The following is a 13,625-nucleotide window of genomic DNA, read 5'->3' as shown; positions in this document are numbered from 1 at the left end:
CAGAAACACGAGGTGCATCGATTTGTCAAATAAAACTGACCATATCCGCAATTTCTGCATCATCGCACATATTGACCACGGAAAATCCACTCTGGCCGACCGTATTCTCGAACGGACAAGCACCGTCGCCGCCCGGGAGATGGAAGACCAGCTGTTGGACAACATGGATATCGAACGGGAGCGGGGAATTACCATCAAAGCCCGCGCCGTCAACTTAAATTATACTGCGAACAACGGAAATGTCTACGCCTTTAATCTCATCGACACCCCCGGTCACGTAGACTTCAACTACGAGGTATCCCGTTCCCTCGCCGCCTGCGAAGGGGCGGTTTTAGTAGTGGACGCCTCACAGGGTATTGAGGCGCAGACTTTGGCCAACACCTATCTGGCCGTGGATCACGGGTTAGAGGTGGTGCCGGTCATCAACAAAATCGACCTGCCCTCTGCCGACCCGGAGCGGGTTGCCCATGAAGTTGAAGACGTGATCGGCATTCCGGCGCTAGACGCACCTAGGATTTCCGCCAAGGTAGGCATCGGCATCGAAGAGGTGCTGGAACGCATCGTTACAGATATTCCCGCTCCACAGGGAGACGATGAAGCGCCTTTGCAGGCTTTGATTTTTGACTCCTATTACGACAGTTATAAGGGTGTCATCGTATACATTCGCGTCAAGGAAGGAACTGTGGAACCCGGTGCACGAATCCGGATGATGTCCTCCGGCGCGGAGTTCGACGTGGTGGAAGTTGGGCACATGGGAGCTAAAAACCTCATCCCGTGTGAGGGCCTCTCTGCCGGGGATGTTGGATATATCACCGCCAGTATTAAAAGCGTGGGTGATACCAGTGTGGGCGATACCATCACTAATGCCCTGAATCCCGCTGCTGAGCCGCTTCCCGGCTACCGGCAGGTGAACCCCATGGTCTTCTGCGGCATCTATCCTGCTGATGGTGCCAAATACCCCGACCTCCGCGACGCGCTGGAAAAGCTGCAGCTCAACGACGCTGCCCTTTCCTTTGAACCGGAAACCTCCATCGCGCTGGGTTTCGGCTTTCGCTGCGGATTTTTGGGGCTGCTCCACATGGAAATCATGCAGGAGCGGTTGGAGCGGGAATTCAACCTGGACCTTGTCACCACCGCGCCTTCGGTTATCTATCGCATTACAAAAAGCGACAACTCGGTGGTCTACATCGACAACCCCACCAATTATCCTGACCCTTCCCTGATTCTAGAGGCGGAAGAGCCTATCGTCAAAGCGGATATCCTCACCCCCACCGATTATGTGGGCAGCATTATGGAACTCTGCCAAGAGCGGCGAGGATTTTTCAAAGACATGACCTACATCGAGGAAACCCGTGTGGAAATGCACTACGAGCTGCCCCTCAATGAAATCGTTTACGATTTTTTTGACGCTCTCAAGTCCCGGACCAAAGGATATGCCTCCTTCGATTATGAGCTCATCGGCTACAAGCCGTCAAAGCTTGTAAAGCTGGATATTCTGCTCAATGGAGAAATTGTGGACGCTCTATCGTTTATTGTCCACGAAGACAAAGCCTACGCAAGAGGCCGGAAAATTGCCGAAAACCTCAAGGAAAACATTCCGCGGCAGCTGTTCGAAGTGCCAATTCAGGCGGCAATCGGCGGCAAGATTATCGCCCGAGAGACGGTCAAGGCACTTCGCAAGGATGTGCTGGCCAAATGCTATGGCGGTGACATTACCCGGAAGAAGAAACTTTTAGAAAAACAGAAAGAGGGAAAGAAACGAATGCGCCAGCTGGGCAGCGTGGAAGTCCCTCAAGAAGCCTTTATGGCAGTGCTCAAACTGGATTAATTACCCCGGGCAGGAGAATTTCCTGCCCGTTTTTGTTGGGAGGGAAAAGTTTTGCAGCCCATTGGAATTTATATTCACGTGCCTTTTTGTCGATCCAAGTGCGGTTACTGTGATTTCTATTCCCTGACCCGGGAGGATTTGCGGGAAATCTACGTGAAACGGGTCATCGAAGAAATTTACACTTATGAGAACAAGGGAATTACAGCCGATACCCTGTTTCTCGGCGGAGGAACGCCTTCACTGCTCACTGAATCGGAGGTGGGACGCCTCGTTGACGCCTGTCGACAAATTTTTTCCCTCCGGGGCGAAACTACTATGGAGGCAAACCCGGACAGCGTTTCCCTCAGCTATCTAAAAGCAATTCAAAACGCTGGAATCAACCGGATTTCCTTCGGTGCCCAGTCCGGCGTTGACCAGGAATTGCAGGCGCTGGGCCGGCGGCATAGCACTGAGCAAATTAAACAAGCCGTTATTTGGGCGCGGGAGGCTGGGCTTGACAACCTAAGCCTTGACATTATGGTGGGAATTCCGTACCAAACTTCCGAAACTTTAAAAACAACACTGGATTTTATGACTGAGTTACAGCCAGAGCACCTATCCTGCTATCTGCTTAAAATCGAGGAGGGTACACCCTTTTACCGCCAGCATGCGGAGAATCTATGTGCCGACGAGGACCGCACTGCGGATTTCTACCTGCAAACCGTTGAAATGCTGCAAAACAGCGGCTACTTTCAGTATGAAATCTCAAACTTTTCCAAAATTGGGTATAAAAGCCAGCATAACTTGAAATACTGGCGGTGTAAGGAATACCTTGGGTTTGGTGCCGCTGCCCATTCATTTTTCGGCGGCAAGCGATTTTATCATTCAGCCTCTATTGAGGAGTATCTGACCTTACCGGATTTTGCCATTGTCCCGGATGGAGATGGGGGCGGCATTGATGAGCAAATCCTTTTGCAGCTTCGTCTGTGCGAAGGAGTAAATGTCGAAACTATACCGGATCATACATGGGCAGAACAGCTTTTAATCCGTAGCAAGAAATATCAAAAGGCGGGTTTCATGCAGCTCAACGGAGGTCGGCTTGCTTTTACTCCAGAGGGTTTTTTGGTATCCAACAAAATTTTAGCAGAACTTTTGGCTGATTAGGAATCGAATTGTTACAATTTGATTACAACTCAAACCGTTTACAACGGATTATCCATGGTTATTATGCACAAATTATTGTTCATATTTTGTGCCTCCTGTTGAAATTTTGCATTTATTCCTCCAAATCGGTAACAAAGTGGTTGCAAAAATTAACTTCTATTGTTATAATAATAAAGGTTTTATCGGTGTTACCATTTTGTAATACCAGAAAGGAGATGGTTCCAATGGCTCTCCACTCGAAAGATGGTTGGAGCAAAGCAAAGGAAAATTTAATTTCCGCATCTAAATCCGCAAAAGAACACACCAAGAAATGGTTTTTATATATTAAAGAAAAAACAAAAGCTACTTGTATTGTAGCAGGTACAAAACTCGGTGAGCTCTGCGCCTTTACCGGTGAAGCTGCTTTGATGGACTTGGAAAAAGTACAAGCTGTTTCCCAAAAGAAGGCTCATGTGGTCAAAAAGGTGGCAGCACCAAAGGTTCATATCGCTAAGCATCATGCCAAGCAGAAATGGACTGCAGCGAGCAAAAAACTTTCCGCTCCCTTTGCAAAGCTGAAAAGAGTTCCGCAAATCTTATTGGAAGGTTATCAAAACAATGGATTTTCCGGCGTTTTTCATTCAGTAAAAAATGGTATTCGGAACAACCCCTCTGTCCTTAAGACATTTATCAATTACGCGGCCCCAGTGGTGGGCATTTTCGTACTTGTTCAGGTCGTCGCTTCTTCGATGAACGTGACCTATGCCCTGGCTGTAGAGCAGGATGGCAAAGTCATTGCTTATGTGCAGGATGAGGCCATTTACACTGAAGCACGGAAAGACCTGCAAAATCGTATTGTTAGCACCTCTGACGATCAGATTTTCGAGTTAGATCCCAGTTTTACCGTCGTCAAGGTGGAAAAAGACAGGGTTTCCGACGTACCGGAAGTAACCGATAACTTGATTCAGATGTCCAGTCAGGACATTATGGAAGCACAAGGTCTTTATATTGACGGCGAATTTTATGGCGCCGTTACTGACCAATCTTTGATTCGTTCTATTCTCGACAGCACATTGGACAGCTATCGTTCCGACAATGCCAAGGAAAAGGTCGAGTTTACAAAAAATATCGAATTGAAGGAAGGCCTTTATCTGACAGATAGCATCGTATCCGATGCAGATATGGAAGATCTCCTTCTTTCTGATGTACAGGCGGAAAGAACTTATACCATTCAAAAGGGCGACAGCCCCACGTTGATTGCCGATAAAAATGGTGTTCCTTATGAGCTCTTCAAAGCAATGAACCCCACCATTGAAGAAGAGTGTATGATCGGCGATGAAGCTATTATTGCAAACCAGGAGCCCTTTCTTTCGGTGCGGGTCACCAAAGAAATCACTTATACCGAAGAAATTCCCTACGAAACCGAAGTAACCGAGGATGCCAACAAAAACAAAGGTTATTCCGAAACTGTCCAGAAGGGAGCAAAAGGCTCCAAGGAAGTTACCGCTTCGGTTGAATATGTAAACAACATTGAAGAAAGCCGTGAAATTCTATCTTCTACCGTCACCCAAGAACCGGTAACCGAAAAAATTGTAAAAGGCACTAAGGTTCAAACTGTAGGCCGTTCTTCTTATGTTCCTTCTTCCACCGGGAGCGGAAAGGTAAGCGGAAACTTTATTTGGCCGGTGGGTGGAAATGGCGGCAGAATCAGTTGCTACTATGGCAGTGGCGGCCATCGCGGCCTCGACATCGCGGCAAGCTATGGAACCCCTGTAAGAGCTTCGGCAGCTGGTAAGGTCGTAGTGTCTGGCTGGTATTACAGCTATGGTAAATGTGTTGTTATTGATCATGGAAACGGTGTCCGTACTTTGTATGGCCACAACTCCAGCCTAAATGTATCGGTTGGCCAGTATGTATCCCAGGGACAGCAGATTGCAGGAGTTGGAAGCACCGGTTATTCTACCGGAAATCATTGCCACTTTGAGGTGCAGATTAACGGTGGAACCAGAAACCCTTTAAATTATATTGGATAAAAAAAGCGCCGACACTAAGCTCGGCGCTTTTCAATTATTGATAGTCTTTTTACTGTCTGGCGGGTCAGGAATTGTGTCCGTCGGATTTTCTGTGATGTTCCAGTTGAACCTGCAATAAAATCATAATGGTAAAGTACATATGCTAAAATGGGTCCAAAATACTAAAAAGGCTGGATAAAAATGAAAAAATTATTAAGTAGCCCGATAATCAAAAATAAAAAGGGGCAGGTTCGTTCCGGCTGGATTATTCTATCTGTAATGACAGTATTCTATGCAGCTAATTCTCTGATTCCGTATCTTATTATAGAAGTCTTAAGATACACACTGATATTAACCGGAGATATCAACCCCGTCACTGGATATTATAGCGCCACGGTGGACTGGCTCAATGACACGGTGCTACCGGTGGCTTTACAGATCCTAATGGAAATCATCATGATTGTGGTACCGCTTATTGCCTGGCGCTTTGTTATGAAGCGGCGTATCAAGGAGGTCGGACTCCCCTCGATAGAATCCGGATACAGGGAGGGCGTTGTAGGGATGCTCCTAGGCTTTATTTGCTGTACACTAGTATTTGTTGTCCTTGTGCTGACAGGCCAGGCCACGGTTGAGTCCTGGAAGCCGGAATTTAGCCCGTTGCACTTCTGGTGGCTCTTAACATTGTTATTGGTTGCATTTGGCGAAGAGATTATGAACCGCGCCTTTTTGATGTCCGTGCTAAGGAGAGTGGGCAACATCTACTTTGTTGCACTGGTTCCGTCTATCGTTTTCGGCTTCATTCACTTGTCTAATCCCGGCGTCACGGTTCTTTCTGTACTCAATATCATTTTAATAGGGATTGAATTTTCCTACATGTTCATAAAATCGGGGAATATATGGATGTGTATTGGATACCATCTGACTTGGAATACCTTTCAGGGAATCGTATACGGCATGCCGGTAAGTGGATTGAATATACCTGGGATCATTACTACGAATTTTCCTTCAAACAATTTCCTTAATGGCGGAGAATTTGGGATTGAGGGCGGCTTACTAACAACTGCAGTGAATGTATTGGGATTTTTATTTATTGTATTTTATTACAGAAATTCCAAATATGACTTCATTTCCGACACCACTGTGACAGAATCCTATCATCTCTTTCGGCCTAACAGTAAACATCATGAAGAAATGGAAAAAGAATAATGTGTTTTTCTATGAAAATTTGGAGTATCCATAAAATGCAACTTATGTAGAGATTATAATGGTACGAATTTTCTTCCAGCAAAAAAGCAGGCAGCCCATAAAAAGCTGCCTGCTTCTATTTACTTGGCGTTTTTATCCTTCAATTGGTGATGGGCCTCCAGCAACGATTCTTCCATATAATCGAGCTGTTCCACCTCCTCGTAACTTTCGACCAAAGGACTTTCCTGCAGTTCTGTATATTCCTGTGCACTTGGTTTAAAGGCCAGTTTCAAGAGAATCGGAGTCAAAATGGTCACTAGTACAACGGTCAGGATAACGGGCCCCAAAAAGGCTTCTGGCATGAGATCCATGGCGATGCCTTTATTGGCGACGATCAGCGCTACCTCGCCGCGGCAGATCATGCCTACCCCGATTTGAGTACATTTCAAATTGGAAAAACCGCAGATTTTAGCACCCAATCCGCAACCCACAAGTTTGGAAATCACCGCAACCACTACGAGTAGAATAGTGAAGAGGATAATTTGTGCGTCCATCTTCGGTAAAACCACCTTGATGCCTACACTCGCGAAAAAAATGGGAGTCAGCAGTAGATAAGACAGTGAACTGAATTTCGATTCTATGTACTTCGCTTTCGGTGTATTGGCGATTACAAGGCCGGCTCCGAAGGCACCGATAATATCGGCGACCCCAAAGAAATGCTCCGCACAAAAGGCCATAATCAAGCAAAGGACAAATGCCAAAACGGGAAAGCGATGCAGATCCTTTTTAACCTTGTTGGAGTACCAGGTGAGGAACTTATAGGACAGCAATCCAAAGAGGATAGCAAAAACAAAGAAGCCTATAATTTTAGCAAGCACAATCCAAATGCTGACCTGAGCACCTGCCAAACTAGTGATAATAGTGAGCGCAACCAAGCCTAGCACATCGTCGATTAAAGCAGCAGCCAGAATAGTATTTCCCACCTTGGTGTTCAGTTTGCCCATCTCTTTCAGGGTTTCTACTGTAATGCTGACAGAAGTCGCCGTCAGGATGACACCAATAAAGATATTCTGCAGCAATGTATTGCCGGGATGGGCAAATTCACCTCGATTGAAGAAATAAGCCAATCCTGCACCCATGATGAGCGGTACCAAAACACCGCAGAGGGCCACCCAGAAGCCCGCTTTCCCAGAATTTTTAAGCTCCCGGATATCGGTTCCCATACCGGCCGTGAACATGATGACAATTACGCCCAATTCGGAAAGCTGAGTCAAAAAATCTGTTTCCTGCAAGACATTCAAAACGGCAGGGCCTAAAATAAGGCCGGCAATCAGCGCACCGACCACCTGAGGCATCTGAAATCGCTTGGTAATCAGCCCCAAAATTTTGGTACTGATTAAAATCAGCGCAATATCCAATAAAAATTTGTAGGACATCTCTGTTATTCCTTCCTCTCATCTCCATTATTTTACCACCATATATTATAGCGGAAATGAAAAGTTTCGCAATGGATACCCTTACAAATATTTGCATATATTTCGTAAAATATTGGGATGTTTGCGCTCATATAAACAAAATATGGGGATATATAAAAATAAATATGCAAAAAGAGGAATTCCTAACTTTTTCCTTTTATAATTATGGAAAAAGAACCGATACTACAGTTACACAAAAGATTTCTCAATAAGCGTTTGCAATTTTTTGTGTACTCTGTTTTCTATTAAACAGATGAAAAACCGGCCTCCATTGGGAGGCCGGTTTTATATGGTTATCTGAAATATTCCACACCGCTTTTAAAGATCATCTGGTCTTTGTTGCCGTCAATGTTTTTGGCGATATCGCTTCCGATGCGCTCGCTGTGTGCCATCTTGCCGAGAACGCGGCCATCCGGTGAAGTGATACCCTCAATTGCCATCATAGACTCATTGGGATTGAAACGGATATCATAGGTAGGCTCCCCGTCAAGATTTACATACTGGGTTGCGATTTGACCGTTTGCCGCAAGACTAGCGATCTCTTCAGGAGAGGCAATAAAGCGGCCCTCGCCGTGGGAAATCGGCACTGTATGGTAATCGCCCACATGAGTGTTGTACAGCCAGGGGGATTTGTTAGAAGCGATTCTTGTCGTCACCATCATCGACTGATGCCGGCCAATAGAGTTAAAGGTCAGGGTTGGGGAACTGTCCTCCATTTCAACGATTTCGCCGTAAGGAACAAGTCCTAACTTAACCAGTGCCTGGAAACCGTTGCAGATGCCCAGCATCAGGCCGTCCCGGTTTTTGAGCAAATCGTGGACGCCGTCCTTGATCCGGGGATTGCGGAAAAACGCTGTAATGAATTTGCCGGAGCCGTCCGGCTCATCGCCGCCGGAAAAGCCACCGGGAATCATTATGATCTGGGATTTCTGGATCCGTTTGGCAAACTCTTGAACCGATTCTTCGATGTCGGCGCTGCTAAGGTTCTTCACCACAAACACATCAGCCACGGCACCCGCCTTTTCAAAGGCCCGCTGGGTGTCATACTCGCAGTTGGTGCCTGGAAATACGGGAATCAGCACCCTTGGAGAGGCCGCCTTGACAGCAGGTGTCAGCCTTGTTTTATTTTCGCAGCTAAAAGTCTCAATGATTTCTTTGCTGGTCTCGATGTTGCAGTGGAACACATTTTCCAATTTATTTTCATAAGCGTTTTGCAGTTCAGCCAGAGAAATACGGGTTCCGTCTGCCAGGCGAATGTCAGCGTCCAAACTGGTGACACCAATGACATCCAACTCGTTGACTGCTTTTGAGTTACCATCAAGTTCCACTAAAAAGCCCCCATAAACCGGGTTAAAAAGCTGGGTTTTCTCCACATCTCTGGTGAATTGGAAACCAATCCCGTTTCCAAAAGCCATTTTGGTGACGGCCTCCGCAACGCCGCCAAAGCCTAACGTCCAAACGGCTACAGCCTCTTTGCTGTCAATAAGTCTTTCCACCTTGGAGAAAACTTCTTTAACGCTGTTAAAGTCAGGGGTTCCGTCCTCATTATATTTAGGGAGCAGCAGAACTACAGGGCTGCTGACGTATTTAAATTCAGGGGACACAACCTTTCTAGAGTCTGCCAGAGATACGGCAAAAGAAACAAGAGTAGGGGGAACGTCAATATCCTCGAAGGTACCCGACATGGAGTCTTTTCCGCCAATTGCGCCGATTCCCAGCTGCAACTGCGCTTCAAAGCCGCCCAGAAGGGCGGAGAGGGGCTTGCCCCAACGAGCAGGATCATTATTGGTGCGCTCAAAATACTCCTGGAAGGTGAGCCAGCACTGCTCATAGCTGCCGCCTGCGGCGACTACTTTCGCCACCGACTCAACCACCGCATACATAGCGCCGATGTAAGGGTTCTGTTCAGTAATATAAGGATTGTAACCCCATCCCATCACGGAGCAGGTAGTGGTTTCGCCGCTGAGGACGGGAATTTTCGCCGTCATAGCCTGAGTTTTCGTCAGCTGATTCTTGCCGCCGAAGGGCATGGTGACAGTTCCCGCGCCGATGGAGCTGTCGAACATCTCGACCAAGCCCTTCTGAGAGCAGATATTCAAGTCGGAAAGGTGGGAAATCCAGCCTTCCTTGTTATTGGGACGGTCATTGACAGGTTTAACTGCGTCGACATGGATTTTAATGTCAGTGTGCTTTTCAGCACCGTTGGAGTTTAAAAACTCCCGGGACAGGTCGACAATTTGATTTCCACTCCAATTCATCCGGAGGCGGGGTTCTGCGGTGACAGTGGCTACCACAGTGGCTTCCAGATTCTCGGAGTGGGCCAGTTCAATAAACCCGTCCACATTTTCCGGGGCGACCACAACTGCCATACGCTCCTGGGATTCGGAAATAGCAAGCTCGGTGCCATCCAACCCGTCATATTTCTTCGGGACAGCGTCCAAATTTATTTTGAGACCGTCGGCCAGCTCGCCGATGGCGACGCTGACGCCGCCTGCGCCAAAGTCGTTGCAGCGGCGAATCATCTTCGTCACCTTTGGATTTCTGAACAACCGAGAAATTTTCCGTTCAATGGGAGGATTACCCTTCTGCACTTCTGCACCGCAGGTTTCAAGGGAGGAGAGGGTATGGGATTTGGAAGAGCCGGTGGCCCCGCCGCAGCCGTCACGGCCGGTGCGTCCGCCCAACAAAATGACGATATCGCCTGGAGAAGGTACTTCTCGGATGACGTTGCCGGCAGGGGCCGCGCCGATAACGGCGCCGATCTCCATTCGCTTTGCCACGTAATTCGGGTGATAAATTTCGGCGACTTCGCCGGTGGCAAGGCCGATCTGGTTGCCGTAGGAGCTATAGCCGTGGGCGGCGGTGGTGACGATCTTTTTCTGAGGGAGTTTACCCTTTAAGGTATCCTTTCTCGAAACAGTCGGGTCGGCAGCGCCGGTAACCCGCATAGCCTGATAGACGTAGGAACGGCCGGACAGTGGATCACGGATGGCTCCGCCCAGGCAGGTAGCTGCACCGCCGAAGGGCTCAATCTCAGTGGGGTGATTGTGGGTCTCATTTTTGAACATCAGGAGCCATTTTTCCTTGACTCCGTCGATGTCTACATCGATTTTGACCGAGCAGGCGTTGATTTCCTCACTCTCGTCCAAATCTTTTAAAAGGCCGTCTTTTTTGAGTTTCTTGGCTGCAATGGTTGCGAGATCCATCAGGGTAACCGGCTTGTTGCGGCCCACATAGAGCTCACCCCGGGTTTCCATGTATTTGTCAAAGGTATTGCTGACTGTTTCGTCGTCAATTTCCACATTGTCGATAATGGTGGAAAAGGTGGTATGGCGGCAGTGGTCGGACCAATAGGTGTCGATCATACGAATTTCGGTAATAGTTGGATCCCGTTTTTCGGTGTCCTTGAAATAAGCCTGGCAGAATTTGATGTCGTCCAAGTCCATAGCAAGTCCGTAGTTTTTCACAAACTGATCCAGTGCATCCTCATCAAGGGTGATAAAGCCCTCCAAAGTCTCCACAGTAGTGGGAATATCATATTCTGTCTGAAGGGTTGACATTTTTTCAAGGCTTGCCTCTCTCGCTTCCACCGGATTGATGAGGTGATTTTTGATAGCAGCCATATCGTCGTCGGAGATCGCACCGTCCAGCAGGTAGATACGGGCATTCTTTACCTTAGGACGCTCGCCCTGGGTCATAATCTGGATGCACTGTTCACAAGAATCGGCCCGCTGGTCGAACTGTCCCGGTAGGTACTCCACCGCAAGAATCCTCTCGTTGGCTTTGAGGGTGGGAAGCTCTTCGGAAGTCACATCCACAGCCGGCTCCGAAAAAATGGTGCTCTGGGCGGTGGCAAAAGTTTCCTCATCTATGCCCTCTACATCGTAACGGTTAAACAGACGCAACCCATCGAGGGCGATTCCCAGGGAATTTTTGATATCCCGCAGGGTAGCCTTTGCTTCTACGGCAAAAGCCGGTTTTTTCTCTACATAAATTCTGAATACGGACATATTTTGACCTCCATTTTTCTCAACATCCCACGGTGACATTCCGTTTTAGCCTATATGAGTACGCCGACGCACCGGTCTCCCAGCACAGCGGTGATTTTTACTTTAATGATGGAGCCGCAGAGAGCGTCGTCGCAGTCCACGGCGATAGGAGTATAATTTTTCGTAAATCCCTCATACCCCAAATGGTCTCTGGTCGTTTCCAGCAGGACTTCCTCCACCTTTCCGATCTGGGAACCGAGGAAAGCGTCTCGCGTCCTGTTTGTGGCCTCAATCATCCGTCGGCTCCGCTCTTCCTTGACTGGTTTTGGAACCTGATCCGTCCGGTTGGCCGCCGCAGTGCCCTCGCGGCGAGAATAGGCGAAAACATGGGTTTTTGCCAGACCGATTTCCTGGGCAAACGCCATGGATTCCACAAAATCCTCCTCTGTCTCCCCGGGAAATCCCACCATGATGTCTGTGGTAATAGAAGGGTTTTGAAACACCTCCCGAATTTTATTCACGATGCGGCGGTACTCTGCGCAGTCGTAATGCCGGTTCATGGCTTTGAGGGTTTTATCGCAGCCGCTTTGCAGCGACAGGTGAAACTGGGGGCAGAAGTGGGGAAGCTCTGCCATCTGAGCTAAGTCTTTATCGGAAAGCAACTCTGGTTCCAGGCTTCCCAATCGAACGCGCTGGAGCCCTTCCACTGAGCAGGCCAATTTCACGGCATCAATGAGCCTGAGGCCTAAATCTTTTCCATAGGACGAAAGGTTGATTCCAACCAGCACCACCTCTTTGTAGCCGTTTTCCACTAAACTCATCAGTTCCGTGCGGATGTCCTCTAAGGGCTTCGAACGAATAGGTCCGCGTGCAGTGGGAATAATGCAGTAAGAACAGTATCGTTCACAGCCGTCTTCAATTTTCATAAAAGCCCTCGTCCGACCTCGGAGGCCTCGGACGCTCATCTCCTCAAAAGCTTCTTTTCGATGATGAGGAGTGATATCGATGACTCGTTCGCCGGTAGCCAAAGCTTTTTTAACAGCCTGCAAAAGGCCTTTACGGTTATAGGAACCGGTGATGATGTCCGCCTCCGGTATCTGCCCGGCAGCATCAGGGAAAGCCTGTGGAAAACAGCCGGTCAGCGCTATTTTGGCCGCAGGGTTCTGCTTTTTGAGGCGGCGGAGAAGCTGCCTAGACTTCTTGTCTCCGGACGAAGTAACCGTGCAGGAGTTTACCACATAGACGTCTGCTTCTTCCTGAGGCTCCACCACGTCGAAACCATCCCGCAAAAACAGCTCCGTCAAATTTTCAGTCTCATACTGGTTCACCTTACAGCCCAGTGTGGCAAATGCAATCCGCATCCGATTCTCCTTCCAATCCTTTTAGAGCCCTGATTTTAAGGTGTTTTTTCAAGGGCTTGTATAAAATACCCAATTATAGTCCTATACTATTGTTATTATAATGGATTTGAGAATTTTTTACAATTAGCAGTTGACTAAAAGTTCATCTGCTGTTATATTGTAAATATAGTAATTATGGATAGTGAGCTGTTCATTCCTTCCAGGAAAACTGGAAGTCTCGCCCTCTAGTACAAAGGGGCGGACGTAATTGCCAAATTCAAATTTTATGGAGGTCGATACCAATGAAAACTTGTAATATCATGCTCGATACCATCAATGACGTAAAAGCGTTTGTCAACACCGTTTGCAAATGCGATTTTGACGTAGATTTGATTTCCGGAAGATACGCTGTCGACGCAAAATCCATTATGGGTATTTTCAGCTTGGATTTATCCAAACCCATCAAGCTGGAAGCCCACACCGATGACGCTGATGCTTTTCTCAATGAAATCAAGGATTTTATTGTCGAGTAGAACTTAAAAATAAAATATCCATTCCGCAATTTTGCTAATGAACACAGGAAAAGACACCGTTTTCGGTGTCTTTTTTTTGTTTTGTCCGCATAAGCATATACCAAAATAGCGGCGCTGTTTTGGGTCATTTTCCACACCCGG

8 protein-coding genes are annotated in these 13,625 nt (G+C 47.6%); 5 read left to right on the top strand and 3 right to left on the bottom strand.

The annotated features are described in order from the left end of the window. Positions 1-22: 22 nt before the first annotated feature. The 4 genes from lepA (at position 23) to H8710_RS10375 (ending at position 6,168) form a co-directional block, all read left to right on the top strand. On the top strand, positions 23-1,828 hold the full coding sequence (gene lepA, locus H8710_RS10390) for a translation elongation factor 4 (RefSeq protein ID WP_249295453.1): 1,806 nt from the start codon (positions 23-25) through the stop codon (positions 1,826-1,828). Between the two features lie 51 nt (positions 1,829-1,879). Then, positions 1,880-2,971: a radical SAM family heme chaperone HemW gene (hemW, locus tag H8710_RS10385; protein WP_249295452.1), complete on the top strand. Its 1,092-nt coding sequence runs from the start codon at positions 1,880-1,882 to the stop codon at positions 2,969-2,971. 224 nt (positions 2,972-3,195) lie between these two features. Then, positions 3,196-4,983 (top strand): M23 family metallopeptidase, encoded by a 1,788-nt coding sequence (locus H8710_RS10380; RefSeq protein ID WP_249295451.1) that lies wholly within the window; start codon positions 3,196-3,198, stop codon positions 4,981-4,983. A gap of 180 nt (positions 4,984-5,163) precedes the next feature. After that, positions 5,164-6,168 (top strand): CPBP family intramembrane glutamic endopeptidase, encoded by a 1,005-nt coding sequence (locus H8710_RS10375; protein ID WP_249295450.1) that lies wholly within the window; start codon positions 5,164-5,166, stop codon positions 6,166-6,168. Positions 6,169-6,287: 119 nt separating this feature from the next. On the opposite strand, the gene H8710_RS10370 is transcribed toward H8710_RS10375, so the two are convergent. The 3 genes from H8710_RS10370 to mtaB form a co-directional block, all read right to left on the bottom strand. After that, positions 6,288-7,583, bottom strand: a complete 1,296-nt coding sequence (locus H8710_RS10370; protein ID WP_249295449.1) for a cation:proton antiporter — start codon at positions 7,581-7,583, stop codon at positions 6,288-6,290. A gap of 332 nt (positions 7,584-7,915) precedes the next feature. Then, positions 7,916-11,632, bottom strand: a complete 3,717-nt coding sequence (locus H8710_RS10365) for a phosphoribosylformylglycinamidine synthase (protein ID WP_249295448.1) — start codon at positions 11,630-11,632, stop codon at positions 7,916-7,918. A gap of 50 nt (positions 11,633-11,682) precedes the next feature. Further along, a complete protein-coding gene (gene mtaB, locus H8710_RS10360) occupies positions 11,683-12,972 on the bottom strand; it encodes a tRNA (N(6)-L-threonylcarbamoyladenosine(37)-C(2))-methylthiotransferase MtaB (protein WP_249295447.1) in 1,290 nt (429 codons plus the stop codon). Between the two features lie 281 nt (positions 12,973-13,253). Here mtaB and H8710_RS10355 point away from each other — a divergent pair, with 281 nt between their 5' ends. Further along, positions 13,254-13,484, top strand: a complete 231-nt coding sequence (locus tag H8710_RS10355) for an HPr family phosphocarrier protein (protein WP_249295446.1) — start codon at positions 13,254-13,256, stop codon at positions 13,482-13,484. Positions 13,485-13,625 lie beyond the last annotated feature (141 nt).

Source organism: Fumia xinanensis, from assembly GCF_014384905.1.
GTDB classification, from domain to species: domain Bacteria; phylum Bacillota; class Clostridia; order Oscillospirales; family Ruminococcaceae; genus Fumia; species Fumia xinanensis.
The sequence above is the reverse complement of the archived record's forward strand: the minus strand, read 5'-3'. Positions and strand labels throughout refer to the sequence as shown.

Excerpts from the sequence above, each read along its gene's own strand:
- H8710_RS10375 (WP_249295450.1), top strand. The coding sequence starts at position 5,164 with ATGAAAAAATTATTAAGTAGCCCGATAATCAAAAATAAAAAGGGGCAG.
- H8710_RS10355 (WP_249295446.1), top strand. The coding sequence starts at position 13,254 with ATGAAAACTTGTAATATCATGCTCGATACCATCAATGACGTAAAAGCG.
- mtaB (WP_249295447.1), bottom strand. The coding sequence starts at position 12,972 with ATGCGGATTGCATTTGCCACACTGGGCTGTAAGGTGAACCAGTATGAG.
- H8710_RS10370 (WP_249295449.1), bottom strand. The coding sequence starts at position 7,583 with ATGTCCTACAAATTTTTATTGGATATTGCGCTGATTTTAATCAGTACC.
- H8710_RS10380 (WP_249295451.1), top strand. The coding sequence starts at position 3,196 with ATGGCTCTCCACTCGAAAGATGGTTGGAGCAAAGCAAAGGAAAATTTA.
- H8710_RS10365 (WP_249295448.1), bottom strand. The coding sequence starts at position 11,632 with ATGTCCGTATTCAGAATTTATGTAGAGAAAAAACCGGCTTTTGCCGTA.